Genomic DNA, 17,887 nt, shown 5'->3' on the forward strand with positions numbered 1-17,887 from the left:
TTCATTAATCATGGAACCATTTTTTAAATTTAGACTAATTTTTAAAATTCAAAAGAAATGATTTTAATTTAAAGCTGAAAAATAAAACTACAACGAAATAGTTTCAAATTTTGTTGGTAACTTAAAAAAGGTTCAAAGTGGCAGAGGTTCATAGGGACACAAGATTTTTTCTTGCTCTTCTTTGGGTTAGACGCACTGCTGTGCGTCTCTACGCTATATATTGTCTATAAATTTGATTTTGTTAAAAGATACTACTTTGCACCTTTGCCACTATGAACCTCTGAACCTGATAAAAAATATAAATTAATCCTAATATCCTCAAAGGTTGTAACCTTTTTCATAAATTTGACAAAAATTTAATCAATTGAAGAAATTACTCTTTTTCATATCTTATTGTTTGCTGTTTTTAAGTGTTCAAAGCATTTTTGCGCAGGCACCTAAAAAAATTATTGTCGAAAATGCTGATTATTCCGATGTAAATCAGGAATTAATGCCTGATGCACTTTTACTAACCGGAAATGTAAAAGTAAATCATGATGGTGTTGTGCTAACTTGCAATAAAGCTTATTTTTTTCAAAAAGAAAACTATCTAAAAGCCTTTGGTAATGTACAATTGGTGCAGGGAGATACTTTATTTCTTAATAGTAAATACGCCGAATATAACGGGAATTTCAAAAAAGCTTTCGCCACAGGAGATGCCGTTATGAGTTCTCCGGACGCAACTTTGCAAACGGATACCATTAATTTTGACCGAAATGTTCAGGAAGTTTTTTATAACTCAAAAGGAACAATTGTAAATAAAGACAATACTTTGGTAAGTAAATCAGGTCGTTATTATGTTGCTCAAAAGAAGTTTCAGTTTTTAACCGAAGTGACAATTACGAATCCAAAATATGTTATTAAATCAAATCATTTAGATTATTATAGTAATTCAGGCCATAGTTATTTACTTGGCCCGTCGACAATTACAAGTAAAGCCAATTATATTTATACCGAAAAAGGATTTTACGATACGAAGAAAAATATAGCCCATTTTGTTCGAAACTCTTATATAAAATATGATGACAGGCGCATAGAAGGCGATAGTTTATTTTATAATCGAAATACCGAATTTGCTTCGGCAACACGAAATGTAAAAATCACGGATTCTATTAATAAAGGAATTGTAAAAGGCCATTATGCAGAATTATACAAACTAAAGGATTCCATGTTTGTAACAAAAAGAGCTGTTGCGATTAACCTGGTTGAAAATGATTCTGTTTACATTCACGGAACTAAATTGATGGTTACAGGAAAAGAAGGCGAACGCATTTTGAGAGCTTATAATAATGTTCGTTTTTACAAAACTGACATGAGCGGAAAATGTGATTCGATTCATTCTAATTCTAAAACAGCTTTGACAAAATTAATCGGAAATCCGATTTTATGGAATGGCGAAAATCAAATTACCGGAGATATTATGCATTTAATTGGTGATAATAACACCAAAAAACTGGATTCACTAAAAGTTCTCAATAATACATTTCTGGTCTCGCGGGACACGCTCAGTACCGGTTTTAACCAAGTAAAAGGACTTAATTTATTTGGAAAATTCAAAGAAGGAAAACTGCATGATGTTGACGTCATCAAAAATACCGAAGTCATTTATTATATGAGAAATGACGCGAATGAACTCATCGGAATTAATAAAAATGTAAGCAGTAAAATCAATCTTATTTTAGAGAATAATGCGGTTGAAACCATTACGTTTTTCAATAAAGTAGATGGTGATATTTATCCCGAAGCTGATTTACCCGAAAATGCCCGTAAATTAAGAGGTTTGGTCTGGCGCGGAGATGAGAGGATAAAATCGAAAGATGATATTTTTACAGCCGAAGAAAATGAAATGAATGAGAAATTAATTCAGGAAGGAAAAGACGAAAACGCAAAAGAAAATGTCCCGATGAAAGTCAGGAAAGAAACACTTGATTATGGCAAGAAGAAACCTGCTGTAAAAACAAATACAGCTAAAGCGGATACGACAAAAACTGCCAAAGCAAAAAAGTAGTTTTCAGTCGCAGTTTTCAGTTTTCTATCCAAAACTAAAAAACTTAGAATCTTAGTAGCTTAGAACCTCAAAAAAATGAATCCAGATTTTATAAAATACCAGGCACAAACTTCTCCTTATCCGTTAGGAATGGAAGTTTCGCACGCCATTGGCTCTTATATTTACGACACTAACGATAAAAAATATTTAGATTTTGTTGCCGGTGTTTCTGCCTGCACATTAGGGCATCAGCATCCGAGGGTAAATCAGGCTATAAAAGATCAGTTAGATAAATATTCGCATGTAATGGTTTATGGCGAATACTCTCAAAGTCCGGCCGTTCAGTATTGCAAGTTACTTGCTTCACTCCTGCCGGAATCTTTAAATAAAACATATTTGGTTAATTCAGGCACAGAAGCAATTGAAGGCGCCCTTAAATTAGCCAAAAGAACAACAGGTCGTAGTCAGCTTATTTCATGTCATAATGCATATCATGGCAACACAATGGGCTCTATGAGTGTTATGGGATTTGAAGAACGCAAACAAGCCTTTCGACCATTGCTTCCTGACGTTGATTTTATTACCTTTAACAACGAAGAAGATTTACAAAAAATAACAACCAGAACCGCAGCAATTTTGCTTGAAACAATTCAGGGCGGTGCCGGGTTTATTCAGCCTCACGATAACTTTTTACAGAAAGTTCGTAAACGTTGTGATGAAGTTGGTGCCATGATGATTGTCGATGAAATTCAACCGGGTTTCGGCAGAACGGGAAAACTTTTTGGTTTTCAAAATTACGATGTCGTTCCGGATATTGTAGTTATGGGAAAAGGAATGGGCGGTGGAATGCCTGTAGGAGCTTTTACAGCTTCAGCAGAAAAAATGGACCTTTTGACAGAAAATCCTAAATTAGGGCATATAACCACCTTTGGGGGTCATCCTGTCATTGCGTCAGCTTGTTTAGCTACTTTGCAGGAATTAACTGAAACTAATTTAATGCAGGAAGCATTAGAGAAGGAAAAACTGTTCAGATCGCTTTTGGTACATCCTTTGATAAAGGAAGTTAGAGGAAAAGGATTAATGCTAGCCGCAATGACCGAAACAGCCGAAATAACCAATGAAGTTATTTTAAACTGTCAGGACAAAGGCCTTATTTTATTCTGGTTATTATTTGAAGGATGCGCGATACGAATAACGCCTCCGTTAACCATTTCTGAAGAAGAAATAAAAGAAGGCTGCGCCATAATTTTAGAAGTTATGGATCAAATCATTAAAAGACAACAAAAAGCTTAATTAAAGCTTTACATTAAAAAGAAGAATAATAACGAATAATCTTTTACATTTCAGAAGATTATGATTAAAAACAGAATGTAAATTCTGTCCATATTGTTAATTAAATTGTTCAAAACAATTAATTTCCATTCCACACAACAATAATATGGTTGCCTAAATTTATAACAGGCTAATTTCAAATAAAACAAAGTATGCAATTAAGCAACGAAGAAGAAGATTATAACCTATCCCTATCCAAATTTGAGTCGATGTTAAAAACTAACAAAGTACTCTTTTTTGATTCTGAAGAATTTGAAGAAATTATTCTTCATTATTTAGATATAGGTAAGGCTAATTTAGCAAAAAAGGCCTTAAAACTTGCATTAGACCAACACCCAAAATCTACAGGCTTAAAATTAGTACAAGTAGAAATGCTGGTGTATGACGACAAACTTGAGATCGCTGAAAAGCTTTTAAATGAGTTGTATGCAATTGAACCAAACAACGAGGAAATTTACATACAGAAAGCGAATATCTGTTCTAAAAGAGATCAACACGAAAAAGCTGTAGAATTGCTTAAAATTGCCTTGCAATATACTGACGACTACGCTGACGTGTACAACTTGATTGGAATGGAATATCTTTTCATGGATAACCTTGAGATGGCAAAAGACAGTTTCATCAAATGTCTTGAAGAAGATTTAGAAGATCAATCTGCGCTGTATAATGTAGTTTACTGTTTTGAATTTTTAGATCAAAATCAGGAAGCTATTCTTTATCTTAACGATTATATCAACAAAAACCCATATAGTGAAATCGCCTGGCATCAGTTAGGACGTTTGCATTATGGGGTAAAAGAATACGAAAACGCCATTCGTGCTTTTGACTATGCAACACTTATTGACGATGAGTTTCTAGGTGCTTTTATGGAAAAAGCAAAAGCTTATGAGCGTCTTAAAAAATACAACGAAGCAATTGAAAGCTACAACCGCACCATCGAATTGGACGATGCGACTTCGTATGCATTATTACGAATTGGTAAATGTTATGAAAAACTTGGAAATTCTGTAAAAGCGCTTCAATATTACAACCAAACAGTACATGAAGATCCCCTTTTAGACAAAGGCTGGATTGCGATTACTGATTTTCATGTTCGCCAGAAAAACTTTCAAAAAGCATTATTTTTTGTCAATAAGGCATTAGCTATCGACAATCAAAATCGTTTGTACTGGAAACGTTATGCAACGATCAACAAACAAATGAACTTTTTGAAGAAGCAGAATTTGGATACAGAAAAGCGGTAGAATTTGGTGATTATGCGCTGGATACCTGGTTATTCTGGGTTGATATTTTACAATTTTTAGGAGAATTTGAAAGCGCAATTCAAACCTTATTGCAAGCTACAGAGTATTTTCCTGAAGAAAATGAAATAGAATATCGTTTGGCCGGATTGTATTTTATGATTCAGGACAACACAAAAGCAAAATTCCATTTAAGCAACGGGTTACGTTTAAACTTTGATAATTATATTTTAATCGAAGATTTATTTCCGGTTGTCTGGGCAAAAAAATGGTTAGAAATTATATTGAGAAACATAGAAAACAATAATGGTTGATATTTTAAAAAGACGTTTTGGCTTATTAGGGCGTAATATTAGTTACTCATTTTCAAAAGGATATTTTACTGAAAAGTTTAATGATGAAGTTTTTTTAGGCAATAGCTATGAAAATTTTGATATTTCTGAAATCAATCATTTCAGCGGATTAATCAAAAACAATCCTGATTTAAATGGTTTAAATGTAACAATTCCTTACAAAGAACAAGTTATTCCGTTTTTAGATAAATTATCAAAAAAAGCAGCCTTAATTGGGGCTGTTAACACCATTAAATTCACCAAAAAAGGAAAACTAAAAGGATACAATACAGACTATTATGGCTTTAAAAAGTCTTTAAAGCCCTTATTAGAACCACATCATAAAAAAGCGCTTATTCTGGGTACAGGCGGCGCATCAAAAGGTGTTGCCTTTGCTCTTGACGAACTTAATATTCCTTATACTTTTGTTTCCAGAGAGGCAAAAGAAAATATTATTGATTACGATTTGATAAATGCAACTACATTTGATAATTTTCAAATCATAATCAACTGTACTCCAGTAGGAACAAGTCCGAATATTGAAGCTTGTCCTAATCTTCCGTATGAGTTTTTTACAGATAAACACATCGCTTACGATTTAATTTATAATCCTGCCGAAACGCAATTTTTAAAAAATGCTAAAGAAAAAGGAGCAATAATTAAAAACGGTTATGATATGCTTATTTTTCAGGCTGAAAAAGCATGGAAAATATGGAATAAATAAAAAACAGCAGAGGATAAAATATTAAGGTAATTTTCGTACTTTTAGACTACTCATTTATAAGTAGTTATGAAAAAACTCTACCTTTTTTTACTGCTATTTTTTTATTACTTTTTTCGCAAAAGCTCAGGATACTGAAGAAGCTGCCAAAAATGTATATACAGAGGCGCGCTATCATTATTATCTAAAAACCATTTTATTATTTAATGAATATTTAGATACAGATTCCGGGTCATTTAATACGACCGAGCTTCGATTTTTACATCCTATCGCCAACAAAGCATGGAATTTAAGATTAGATCTTCCTTTAATTTCAACCAACTCAAGTTCTGATAATAAAACCGGAATTGGTGATATTGGTGCCGGAATTAGTTATATTCCTTATTTAGAACATCAAAATGGCGGAATTGCTTTTCGCGCCAGAGTCATTTCTAATTCTGCAACTGATCCCGCTCGCGGATCCGGAAAATGGGTTTTCGCTCCCGCAGTTTTCTACGGAAAATATTTAAAGAAAGATAAAATACTATGGATTTCTTCTTTAGAAAACCAGCTTAGTTTTGCAGGTTCTGACAATAGAGACGACGTTAATACAACCTCATTTGAAAACTATTTCATGTTTATAATCGGAAAAAACTGGATTGCTGCAGATGCTGCCTTTAGATATAACGCTACAAACAAGGGATTTCCAAACAATGCTTTTTTAGAATTTGGAAGAAGAATAACAGCAAACGATATGGCTTATATTCATCCGAGCGTGGGTTTTGGAAGTCATAAGTCTTATAATTTTGGTATCGAAGTCGGAATGTTAATCCTGTTTTAAGCTTTAATTAAAATAAGAACTTCTTTACTAAAATATTATTTTATAATTGTTTTTCTTAAAACGATATCGTTTTTAAATTTAAATTTACTTCAAAAATAAAGCGAAAAAACAAGTATCATAATCTTAAATCACTTCAATAAATAAGAATTTCACCGCAAAATAGCAGATAAACAAACGATTTATTTTGTATTTAGAAACACCTTTACTATCTTTCGCAATGTTTAAATCAATATACTTATACATTTAAAATGTTAGAAGAAAAGAATGATAACCTGCAAGAGGCAGACGGAAAAGTTGGAATCGAAATTAGTGATTCTATAGAAAATGATGCAATTGAAACATCAGACACAGTGACAGCACCCGAAAATGAAATAGAAAGTGCCGATGAAACTGAGGAAGCAAATCATCAAACAGCATTAGACGCTATTACAAATTCGAATGCCGAAGAGAGTGAAGATGAGACGCTAAAAGAGCGTCATGATATTCCTATGCAGGATTATGACACTTTTTCAATGGATGCGCTTGTTGATGAATTGAAAAAACTTGTCAATACAGACAAAGTAATGTCTGTAAAAGATCATATTGAAGAAATTAAAAAATCATTCTTATTACAATACAACCATCTTATAGAGGAGAAAAAAGAAGAATTTAATGCTTCTAAAGAGGATCCGAATGAAGAATTTGAGTATCATTCTCCTTTAAAATCTAAATTTGACGAATACTACAACATCTTTAGAGAAAAAAGAAATGTTCATTTTAAACATTTACAAACTAATTTAAAAACAAATTTAGAGAATCGACTTGCTATTGTTGAAGAACTAAAAGAACTTATAAATCCGCAGGAAAACATCAAAGACACACTTAAACATTTTAATGATTTAAGAGAAAGATGGAAAAATGCAGGATCAATTCCGAAAGATAAATACAATCACGTTTGGAATAATTATCACTTTCATGTAGAAAATTTCTATGATTATCTGCATTTAGATCGTGAAGCTAGAGATCTGGACTTTAAATATAACTTAGATCAAAAGCAAAAAATTATTGCACGTGTTGAAGAATTGGTTAATGAAACTGATATCAGCAAAGCTTTCCGTGAATTACAGGATTTACACAGAATTTGGAAAGAAGATATCGGACCGGTTTCTAAAGAACACCGTGATGTGATTTGGAATAAATTTAGTGAGTTAACTAAAAAAATTCATGATAAAAGAGAACTTTTATTTGAAAGCCAAAGAGCAAACGAGCAGCAAAACCTTGAGGTTAAAAAGGAAATTATTGCAAAAATAGAAGTTCTGGGTACCGAAAAAGTAAATTCGCATTCGCAATGGCTGGTACAAATACAAAAAGTTGAGACACTTAGAAATGAGTTTTTTGCAGCTGGTAAAGTACCTTCAGAAGTAAATGAAGAAACATGGGCCGCGTTTAAAACTGCTGTTAGAAACTTTAATTCATTTAAAAATTCGTTTTACAAAGACATTAAAAAAGACCAAAACGATAATTTAAATAAAAAAATGGCTTTGGTTGCTAAAGCCAAAGAATTACAGGAAAGTACAGATTTTGCTGCCACTACTCCAATAATGAAGCAAATTCAGGAAGAATGGAAACAAATTGGCCATGTTCCTAAAAAATATTCTGATAAAATCTGGAAAGAATTCAAAGATGCCTGCAATCATTATTTTGATAAATTAAAAGAGCATAAATCTGAAGAAAACGGTGATGAAGTTGCCGCTTTCGATAATAAAAAAGCTTATTTAGATATTTTGAGAGCTTACCAGTTAACTGGTGATCACAAAACAGATTTAGATGCAATAAAACAACATATTGAAACCTGGAAAGGCTTTGGAAAAGTTCCTTTTTCAAGACGTCATATCGAAGGTAAATTCAACAAAATTCTGGATGCGCTTTTCGAAAAATTAAGTTTGAGTAAAAAAGAAACAGAAATGATGCGTTTCTCAAACAGAATTGATTCATTATCTGAAAGTAACGATACCAGAAAATTAGATAACGAAAAGATTTTCTTAATGCGTAAAATTGAAGAAGTACAAAACGAAATATTCCAATTAGAGAATAACATTCAGTTTTTTACAAATACTAAAAACGCTAAAAAAGAGAATTCAATTGTTCTTGAAGTTCGTAAAAACATTGCTATTCACAAAGAAAGTCTTGACGTTTGGAAAGACAAACTGAAACAATTACGAAATTTAGGTCAGGAATAAGATGAATTATTAGATTGAGTAATAATTAAATTGTCAGGTTGAGCGGCAATTGCCAGGTTGAGCGGAGTCGAAACCCACGCAACATTAAGTTCAATCCTAAAATATAGAAGCTGCATTGAAAATTTTCATTGCAGCTTTTTTTATCGTGTTTCAAACCGAAGACATCATAAAGTTTTTTAATATCTTCCAATAGTAACGGGCTTCGACTCCGCTCAGCCTGACAAACGTTGAAACTTTAAACCTGAAACAAAATAAGCTTAAACAACCCCAAACTTAACATTCTAATTAAATTCCATAAAACTATTCTGTAAAATATTGATTATATTTGAGTATCAAAAGATTATAAACCTTAATACAATATCACATGAAATTTACAAGAAAAGCAAACGCTAACTGGCAAGGAACCGGTATGGAAGGAACTGGAAAAATTAGTACTCAAAGTACAACCCTGGATAACGCTCAATTATCATTTAAAACCAGATTTGCAGATGGTGTTGGAACAAATCCTGAGGAACTTGTTGCTGCAGCTCATTCGGGTTGTTTTACAATGCAATTAAGTTTTTTACTAAATGAGGGAGGTTTTACTGCAGATGATTTATCTACAGAAGCCACTGTAACTTTTGAAGATGGTACAATTACTTTAATTCATTTAGACTTAAAAGGAAAAGTTCCTTCTATTTCTGCGGAAGAATTCGAGAAAACAGCAGCAAAAGCAAAAGAAATTTGTCCGATATCTAAATTATTGAATACTACAATTACTTTATCTGCTACTTTAGTAAGTTAATTTAAAAAGTATTAGGCATAAAAAAAACCATTCGTTGAAACGAATGGTTTTTTTTATGTAAAGAAATGGATTCCTTAGTTCATTGTAGCTTTCAATGCTTTTGCTTCAGCAGTCATCTCCAAAGCTTTGTAAACCCCTAATAATGTTTTAGAAACATCATCATTTTTAGGATCTAATTCGTGTGCTTTTTTAAGATAAGGAATAACTCCTTTGAAAACATTTTCTCTTTCTGTTTTCAAAACATCATAACGCTTCATATCTTTTGCAGAAGTTCCCAATTTGTTCATTTCGTCAATGATTGGTTTCTCAGCCTCTAATTTTAAAGCTGCAAGGTTAAGATATGCATTTGTATAGTTTGGATCAATTTCAATTGATTTCAAATAATATTTTTCAGCATCGGCATTGTTTTTAGCATTTGCGCTAATAACTCCTAAGTTGAAAACTAAATCAGCATTGTTTGGATCTTTTTGCAAAGCCTCTCCAACTAATTTTTTGTAAGTATCAAAATCTTTAGTTTCTAAATATAAATTAGCTTCTGAAAGAATTAAAGAAGAATCATCAGGATTTGCTTTTCTTGCATCTGCAATTGCTTTTTTAGCATCTTCAACACGTCCTTTTTGTACTAAAATCAAAGCTAAGTTTTTGTAGATCTCACCTCTTTTAGAAGGAATTGCTTCTGTTTTAGGTTTTTCGTGAGTACCTAGTTTAATAGCCAAATCTCTTTCGCTAGCTGTATTAAAACCATCTTCATTACCAGAAGCTTTGTTGATTGCAGTATAGCTTGTTCCTTTTCCGGAATAGTTTAATTTTTTCAACTCTTCATACATTGGTAAAGCTGTATCGTAATCCTGAGCATTTACAGCTGTTGACGCAGCATAATACAAGTTAATTGTATCTTTTCTGTCTAACAAATAAGCATCATACAATTTTTTTGCTCCGTCAGCATGTTTGTTTGCCTGAGTATCAGCAATTGCTGAATTAATCAACAAACCTTTAATTTGAGTAATTGAAGCTGCAGCCTGAGTTGAATACTTTTGTTTTCCAGATGCTTTTTCAACTTCAATCAATTTATTATAGCTTTGAGCAGCTGAAGATAAATTTTTACTTTCTTCTACTTTTTTATTTGCTAAATCAAGGTAAGCATTACCTTGTACAAAATAATATTGAGCCTGTTCAACATCTTTGGCATTCACCACCATGTTTTCAGCATCTTTTAGTATCGTAATTGCTCCTTGAGCATCTCCGCTTTTTAATGCTTTTTCAGCACTTTTAATTTGATCTTTTTGAGCAAAAGTAGCTACCGAAATCAATAATGCTGATGCAAGTATTACATATTTACTTTTCATAATATTCAATTTGTGTATTTAATTTTAATTTTCGTGGTTATATATTTTTACTCTTCCGATTCTTCTTCAGAGTCATCTTCGTCTTCTACTGGTTCATCAGTATCGTCGTCATCGTCTTCAACTGTACCATCGTCTTCAAGAACTTCTAAGTCTGGCTTAATTCTTTCTATAACTGGCCCAACTACGTTTCCGTCTTCATCAACAACAACTTCTTCAACATCATCTTTCATGACTTTTGTTACGGCTGCAATAGAATCTTTACCTTTTAAGTTAATTAATCGAACCCCTTGCGTTGCACGACCCATTACACGTAAATCTTCAATAGCCATTCTAATTGTCAATCCTGATTTGTTGATAATCATTAAATCATCAGCATCGGTTACGGCGTTGATAGAAATCAGTTTTCCTGTTTTTTCTGTAATGTTAAGTGTTTTCACACCTTTTCCACCACGGTTTGTGATTCTGTAAACATCTTCTCCATCTTCGTCAACTAATTTGGTACGTTTTCCGTATCCGTTTTCAGTTACAACTAAAATTTGCGAATCGTTAACATCATTTTTACCAACAGTAACCATACCAATTACTTCATCAGTATCATCTTTTAAGCTAATTCCACGAACTCCTGAAGCTGTTCTTCCCATCGGACGTGTTTTAGTTTCTTCAAAACGAACTAATTTACCAGATTTAACTGCCAGGATAATTTGACTTTCTCCATCTGTTAATTGCGCTCCCATTAATTCGTCGCCTTCCTTAATAGTAATAGCAGCAACACCATTTACTCTTGGCTTAGAATATTTCTCTAAAGAAGTTTTCTTAACCTGACCTTGTTTGGTAACCATTACAAGATTATGACTGTTGATATAATCTTTGTCTTTTAAGTCTTGTGTACAAATGAAAGCTTTTACTTTATCATCACTTTCAATGTTTACTAAGTTTTGAATTGCTCTACCTTTTGCGGTTTTGCTTCCCTCAGGAATTTCGTAAACACGCATCCAGAAACATTTTCCTTTTTGGGTAAAGAACATCATATATTGGTGGTTGGTCGCAACGAACATATGCTCAAGGAAATCCTGATCTCTTGTTCCTGCACTTTTTTGTCCAACTCCTCCTCTGTTTTGAGTTTTATATTCTGTTAAGTTGGTACGTTTGATATAACCTGCATGAGAAATTGTAATTACTACATTTTCATCGGCAATTAAATCTTCGATACTTACATCTCCACCAGAATATTCAATTTGAGAACGACGCTCATCTCCGTATTTCTCACGAATTTCTTCAAGTTCTTCTTTAATTAAATTAGTTCTTAAATTAACGTCTGCTAATAAAGCTTTTAAGTGCTCAATTAATTTCATTAATTCTTCAAACTCGGCTCTTAATTTATCTTGCTCAAGACCTGTTAACTGACGCAAACGCATCTCAACAATAGCACGAGCCTGAATATCTGACAAATTGAATCTTTCGATTAATTTCTCACGAGCCTCTTCTGTATTTTTAGAACCTCTGATTATTGCAATTACTTCATCAATATTATCAGAAGCAATAATTAATCCTTCTAAAATATGTGCTCTTTCTTCTGCTTTACGCAATTCAAAACGAGTTCTTCGAACAACAACATCATGACGGTGCTCAATAAAATAGTGAATCATATCTTTTAGATTCAACATTTGTGGGCGTCCTTTTACAAGTGCAATATTATTTACACTAAAAGAGGATTGTAATGATGTAAACTTATATAAGGTATTCAAAACTACGTTTGGCGTAGCATCACGTTTCAGGATATAAACGATACGCATACCGTTTCTGTCAGATTCGTCACGAATATTGGCAATACCTTCAATTTTTTTATCGTTAACCAAATCAGCCGTACGTTTGATCATTTCGGCTTTGTTTACCTGATATGGAATCTCGGTAACGATGATACATTCTCTTCCGTCAACTTCTTCAAAACCAACTTTGGCGCGCATTACAATACGACCTCTACCTGTTTTAAATGCTTCACGAACACCTTCGTAACCATATATTATACCACCGGTTGGAAAATCCGGAGCTTTAATATAGGTCATTAATTCATCTATTTCAATATCATTATTATCAAGGTAAGCTAAAGTACCATTGATAACTTCAGTTAAGTTGTGTGGCGGCATATTGGTTGCCATACCTACCGCGATTCCTGTTGCTCCATTAATTAATAAAGTAGGAACTCTGGTTGGCATTACTTTAGGCTCATATAAAGTATCGTCAAAGTTCAATTGAAAATCAACTGTTTCTTTTTCGATATCTGCCATAATATCTTCAGATATTTTACGCATTCTCGCCTCAGTATAACGCATTGCTGCCGGACTGTCTCCATCCACAGAACCAAAGTTACCCTGACCATCAACTAATAAATATCGTAAACTCCATTCCTGAGCCATACGTACCATCGCATCATAAACAGATGTATCTCCGTGCGGGTGATACTTACCCAGAACCTCCCCTACAATTCTCGCAGATTTTTTGTGGGCAGATCTTGATGTTACTCCTAAGTCATACATTCCGTAAAGAACTCTTCGATGCACTGGTTTCAAGCCATCTCTAACATCCGGAAGTGCTCTTGATACGATTACTGACATCGAATAATCGATGTAAGCTGATTTCATTTCATCTTCTATGTTAATAGGAATTAACTTTTCTCCTTCAGACATAAGTTGTTATGTTTAATAATTATATTAGTTTCAAAGCGTGCCAAGATACGGTTTTTTGAAATTTTTTCAGCTATTTACTTACACTTATTTCAATGATTTATTAACAACTTTATTTTACTTTTTAGTTAATAAATTAAGCGTTTTTTAACGCTTTTATTGTTATTTTTTTTGTCTATTAGCTGACAGGAGATTCGGAAGGGTATGGTTTTTGTTTTTCAAAGACTAATTCACTAAATTTACAATTACAATTATATATTATGGATGATAATTTTTCACCAAGAGTAAAAGATGTTATTACCTACAGTAAAGAAGAGGCCTTACGTTTGGGTCACGACTTTATTGGTACTGAACATCTAATGCTAGGCATTTTGAGGGATGGAAACGGTAAAGCCATTCATATACTTAATAACCTTGCAGTCGATTTAGATCATTTGCGCAGAAAGGTAGAAATACTGAGTCCGGCCAATCAAAGCGTTGAAGTAAATGCTGAAAAGAAAAATCTTCATCTTACCCGTCAAGCGGAAAGGGCACTGAAGACAACTTTCCTGGAAGCCAAAGTATTTCAGAGCTCGTCAATTAGCACGGCGCACCTGCTTTTATGTATCTTACGAAACGAAAACGATCCAACAACCAAGCTGTTGAATAAACTAAAAATAGATTATGACATAGCTAAAGAACAATATTTAAATATGACTCCAAACGAAGAAGAATTCTTAGAAAACTTGCCTAGAAACGAATCATACAATGACGATTCAGGACAAGATGACAGTCTTAAGGAAAGTAGTTTTAATAATCCAGCCAATAAGTCAAACAAAAAATCTAAGACTCCGGTTTTAGATAATTTTGGGAGAGATTTAACAGAAATGGCCGAAGAAGGAAAACTAGATCCTGTTGTAGGACGCGAAAAAGAAATTGAGCGTGTATCGCAAATTTTAAGCCGTAGAAAAAAGAACAACCCACTTCTTATTGGTGAACCAGGAGTTGGTAAATCTGCTATTGCTGAAGGATTAGCATTGCGCATCATTCAGAAAAAAGTATCACGTATTCTTTTCCACAAACGTGTAGTAACGCTTGATCTGGCTAGTTTAGTAGCCGGAACAAAATACCGCGGTCAGTTTGAAGAAAGAATGAAAGCCGTGATGAACGAACTTGAAAAAAATGACGACATCATTCTTTTTATTGATGAAATTCACACTATTGTAGGTGCTGGCGGAGCAACAGGTTCTCTTGATGCTTCAAACATGTTTAAACCTGCATTAGCAAGAGGCGAAATTCAATGTATTGGTGCAACAACGCTTGATGAGTACAGACAATATATTGAAAAAGACGGTGCTCTTGAAAGACGTTTTCAAAAAGTAATTGTAGAACCAACTTCTGTTGAAGAAACAATCGCCATTTTGAACAATGTAAAAGATAAATATGAAGATCACCATAACGTAACTTATACGCAGGAAGCGATCGAAGCTTGTGTTAAATTAACCAACAGATATATGTCTGAGCGTTTTTTACCGGACAAAGCTATTGATGCTCTTGACGAAGCAGGTTCTCGTGTACACATTACTAATATTGATGTTCCAAAACAAATTTTGGATTTAGAGCGTCAGTTAGAAGAAGTGCGTGAAAACAAAAACATGGTAGTGAAAAAACAAAAATATGAAGAAGCTGCCAAACTTCGTGATGATGAAAAACGTATCGAAAAAGATTTAGCTGTTGCGCAAGAGCAATGGGAAGAAGATTCTAAAAACAACAGAATTGAAGTTACAGAAGATAATGTAGCCGATGTTGTTTCGATGATGACCGGAATTCCTGTAAACAGAATTGCACAAACAGAAAGCAACAAATTAGCCAAATTACCTGAATTGATTCAGAATAAAGTAATTGGTCAAAATGAAGCTGTCTTGAAAATTGCACGTTCTATTCAACGTAACAGAGCCGGACTTAAAGATCCGAACAAACCAATTGGTTCGTTTATTTTCTTAGGTCAGACCGGAGTTGGTAAAACCCAATTGGCTAAAGTTTTAGCAAAAGAATTATTCGATTCTGAAGATGCATTAGTTCGTATCGATATGAGCGAATACATGGAAAAATTTGCTATTTCTCGTTTAGTTGGAGCGCCTCCGGGATACGTAGGTTACGAAGAAGGTGGACAATTGACAGAAAAAGTTCGTAGAAAACCTTATTGTGTTGTGCTTTTAGACGAGATCGAAAAGGCGCATCCGGATGTGTTTAATATGATGCTTCAGGTGCTTGATGATGGATATTTGACTGATAGTTTAGGTCGCAAAATCGACTTTAAAAACACTATCATTATTATGACATCTAACGTTGGAGCACGTCAGTTGAAAGATTTTGGACAAGGTGTAGGATTCGGAACCGCTGCAAAAGTGGCTCAGGCCGATGAAAACTCAAAAAGCATTATCGAAAATGCATTGAAAAAAACTTTCGCTCCTGAATTCTTAAACAGAATTGATGACGTAATCGTGTTCAACGCATTAGAAAAACATGATATTGATTTGATTATCGAAATCGAACTTACAAAACTGTACAATCGTATTGCTGAATTAGGATATAAATTAAGTCTTACTGATAAGGCAAAAGCATTTATCGCTGAAAAAGGTTTTGACAGACAATTTGGCGCAAGACCTCTAAAAAGAGCGATTCAGAAATATGTTGAAGATTTGTTAGCAGAAGAAATTATTACCTCAAAAATACATTCAGGTGATGAAATCTTAATGGATTTGAAAGATGATTCTCAAGAGCTTTCTGTAGAAGTACACAAAGCCGAAGAGCCAACAAATCTATAAATCGATAAATTTTATAACAGAAATAACAAACCCGTTACGTTTTTATAACATAACGGGTTTTTTCTTTGGATAAAATCGTATATTTATTAAAAGCAAATAGCTACTTTTGAATATTAAATTTTATAACAAATAATAACGTATGCTTCAAAATAAAGTCATTTTAGGTAGCGAAGAATGGTGCTCATTTCCAGAACTAGGAATCCCTACAATCAAGGCTCGCGTCGATTCAGGCGCAAAAACTTCGGCAATGCACGCCATAAACATAGCTCCTTTTATAAAAAATGATGCCAATTGGGTAAAATTCGACATTAACCCAATTCAGAATAATATTAAAACCATTATTCATTGTGAAGCTCCACTGGTTGATAAACGAATTGTAAAAAGTTCAAGCGGGTTTAGAGAACATCGTTATGTTATTCAAACGAACTTAAAAATTGGCGATGCAAAATGGCCAATCGAAATGACATTGACCAATCGTGACTCAATGGGTTTTCGTATGCTTTTAGGCCGTGAAGCCATGAGCGGACGTGTATTGGTTGATCCCGAAGACAAATATATGCTGGGACAACCCACAACCGAAGCATTAAAAGAATTATACCAAAATTCTGAAAAAGCAAGTTCTGGTTTACGAATTGGACTTTTGGCCAGTAATCCTGAATTATACAGCAATAAAAGAATTATGGAAGCCGGCGAAATGCGCGGTCATGAAATGCATTTTTTGAATATCAAAGAATGTTACATGAAACTGGATGCTAAAACTCCTGAAATTCATTATCGTGGAGGAAAAATATTGAATCAGTTTGACGCTATTATTCCGAGAATCCGACCAAGTATTACTTTTTATGGTTGCGCTTTAACACGTCAGTTTGAAGCTTTGAAGGTTTTCGTTTTAAATTCGGCTACAGCTATAACACAATCACGTGATAAATTATATTCACTGCAATTACTTTTGAATAGCGGAATCGATATTCCGACAACCGGATTTGCGAATTCGCCTTTGGATACTGACAACCTGATTAAAATGGTTGGAGGTTCTCCTTTAATCGTAAAATTACTAGAAGGAACACAAGGAAAAGGAGTTGTTTTGGCAGAAACCAAAAAAGCGGCAGAAAGTGTTATCAACGCTTTTAAAAGCTTAAATGCAAACATTTTAGTCCAGGAATTCATTAAAGAAGCCAACGGAAAAGACATTCGTTGTTTTGTAATTGACGGAAAAGTAGTTGCTGCAATTCAGCGCGAAGCAATGCCGGGCGAATTTAGAGCCAATATTCACTTGGGCGGAACAGCCTCTGTTATAAAAGTAACTGCCGAAGAGAAAAAGATTGCGATTAAAGCCGCAAAAGCAATGGATCTAAAGGTTGCAGGTGTAGACATTATTCGTTCTTCAAAAGGCCCGTTATTACTCGAAGTAAACTCTTCCCCAGGTTTGGAAGGAATTGAAGGTGCAACAAATAAAGACATTGCCGGAGAAATGATTAAAGCGATTGAGAAGAATTTTAAATTGATATAAGTTCATTTAAACTTAACAACACATAATTAATTTAGCAGCTTTGTCAAAGTTTAAAACTTTGACAAAGC

The 17,887-nt window shown here is 33.7% G+C and carries 10 protein-coding genes and 1 pseudogene; 9 read left to right on the plus strand and 2 right to left on the minus strand.

All coding sequences use genetic code 11. The features are described from left to right. The first annotated feature begins 364 nt into the window (after nucleotides 1-364). The 7 genes and pseudogenes from ACZZZT_RS19100 (at nucleotide 365) to ACZZZT_RS19130 (ending at nucleotide 9,475) form a co-directional block, all read left to right on the plus strand. Nucleotides 365-2,047: an OstA-like protein gene (locus ACZZZT_RS19100; RefSeq protein WP_463461568.1), complete on the plus strand. Its 1,683-nt coding sequence runs from the start codon at nucleotides 365-367 to the stop codon at nucleotides 2,045-2,047. A gap of 75 nt (nucleotides 2,048-2,122) precedes the next feature. After that, nucleotides 2,123-3,319 (plus strand): aspartate aminotransferase family protein, encoded by a 1,197-nt coding sequence (locus ACZZZT_RS19105; RefSeq protein WP_463461569.1) that lies wholly within the window; start codon nucleotides 2,123-2,125, stop codon nucleotides 3,317-3,319. Between the two features lie 191 nt (nucleotides 3,320-3,510). After that, nucleotides 3,511-4,906: pseudogene (locus tag ACZZZT_RS19110) on the plus strand (tetratricopeptide repeat protein). Further along, on the plus strand, nucleotides 4,906-5,655 hold the full coding sequence (locus ACZZZT_RS19115; RefSeq protein ID WP_042564256.1) for a shikimate dehydrogenase family protein: 750 nt from the start codon (nucleotides 4,906-4,908) through the stop codon (nucleotides 5,653-5,655). Before ACZZZT_RS19110 ends, ACZZZT_RS19115 begins: the two are co-directional and overlap by 1 nt. Nucleotides 5,656-6,265: 610 nt before the next feature. Further along, entirely contained in the window at nucleotides 6,266-6,472 is a 207-nt protein-coding gene (locus tag ACZZZT_RS19120; protein ID WP_463461570.1) for a hypothetical protein, read from the plus strand. Nucleotides 6,473-6,720: 248 nt separating this feature from the next. Continuing rightward, nucleotides 6,721-8,691, plus strand: coding sequence for a DUF349 domain-containing protein (locus tag ACZZZT_RS19125; protein ID WP_463461571.1), 1,971 nt, complete (start codon nucleotides 6,721-6,723; stop codon nucleotides 8,689-8,691). 364 nt (nucleotides 8,692-9,055) lie between these two features. Beyond that, nucleotides 9,056-9,475 (plus strand): OsmC family protein, encoded by a 420-nt coding sequence (locus ACZZZT_RS19130; protein WP_042564253.1) that lies wholly within the window; start codon nucleotides 9,056-9,058, stop codon nucleotides 9,473-9,475. A 74-nt stretch (nucleotides 9,476-9,549) separates the two neighbouring features. Here ACZZZT_RS19130 and ACZZZT_RS19135 read toward each other — a convergent pair whose 3' ends face one another. Both ACZZZT_RS19135 and gyrA read right to left on the minus strand, forming a co-directional pair. Next, nucleotides 9,550-10,821, minus strand: coding sequence for a tetratricopeptide repeat protein (locus ACZZZT_RS19135; RefSeq protein ID WP_463461572.1), 1,272 nt, complete (start codon nucleotides 10,819-10,821; stop codon nucleotides 9,550-9,552). A 47-nt stretch (nucleotides 10,822-10,868) separates the two neighbouring features. Next, nucleotides 10,869-13,505: a DNA gyrase subunit A gene (gene gyrA / locus ACZZZT_RS19140; protein WP_463461573.1), complete on the minus strand. Its 2,637-nt coding sequence runs from the start codon at nucleotides 13,503-13,505 to the stop codon at nucleotides 10,869-10,871. Between the two features lie 257 nt (nucleotides 13,506-13,762). Here gyrA and ACZZZT_RS19145 point away from each other — a divergent pair, with 257 nt between their 5' ends. Together ACZZZT_RS19145 and rimK are read left to right on the plus strand one after the other, a co-directional pair. Continuing rightward, the gene (locus ACZZZT_RS19145; RefSeq protein WP_073393641.1) at nucleotides 13,763-16,309 is read left to right on the plus strand and encodes an ATP-dependent Clp protease ATP-binding subunit; all 2,547 of its coding nucleotides are present in this window, start codon (nucleotides 13,763-13,765) and stop codon (nucleotides 16,307-16,309) included. Between the two features lie 139 nt (nucleotides 16,310-16,448). Further along, entirely contained in the window at nucleotides 16,449-17,819 is a 1,371-nt protein-coding gene (gene rimK, locus ACZZZT_RS19150) for a 30S ribosomal protein S6--L-glutamate ligase (RefSeq protein ID WP_042564249.1), read from the plus strand. Nucleotides 17,820-17,887: the final 68 nt, after the last annotated feature.

The sequence above is a fragment of the Flavobacterium sp. AC274 genome (genome assembly GCF_979258275.1).

Coding starts and splice junctions, on each gene's coding strand:
- ACZZZT_RS19120 (WP_463461570.1), top strand. CDS start 6,266: ATGTTTATAATCGGAAAAAACTGGATTGCTGCAGATGCTGCCTTTAGA.
- ACZZZT_RS19115 (WP_042564256.1), top strand. CDS start 4,906: ATGGTTGATATTTTAAAAAGACGTTTTGGCTTATTAGGGCGTAATATT.
- ACZZZT_RS19135 (WP_463461572.1), bottom strand. CDS start 10,821: ATGAAAAGTAAATATGTAATACTTGCATCAGCATTATTGATTTCGGTA.
- ACZZZT_RS19125 (WP_463461571.1), top strand. CDS start 6,721: ATGTTAGAAGAAAAGAATGATAACCTGCAAGAGGCAGACGGAAAAGTT.
- ACZZZT_RS19105 (WP_463461569.1), top strand. CDS start 2,123: ATGAATCCAGATTTTATAAAATACCAGGCACAAACTTCTCCTTATCCG.
- ACZZZT_RS19130 (WP_042564253.1), top strand. CDS start 9,056: ATGAAATTTACAAGAAAAGCAAACGCTAACTGGCAAGGAACCGGTATG.
- gyrA (WP_463461573.1), bottom strand. CDS start 13,505: ATGTCTGAAGGAGAAAAGTTAATTCCTATTAACATAGAAGATGAAATG.
- rimK (WP_042564249.1), top strand. CDS start 16,449: ATGCTTCAAAATAAAGTCATTTTAGGTAGCGAAGAATGGTGCTCATTT.
- ACZZZT_RS19145 (WP_073393641.1), top strand. CDS start 13,763: ATGGATGATAATTTTTCACCAAGAGTAAAAGATGTTATTACCTACAGT.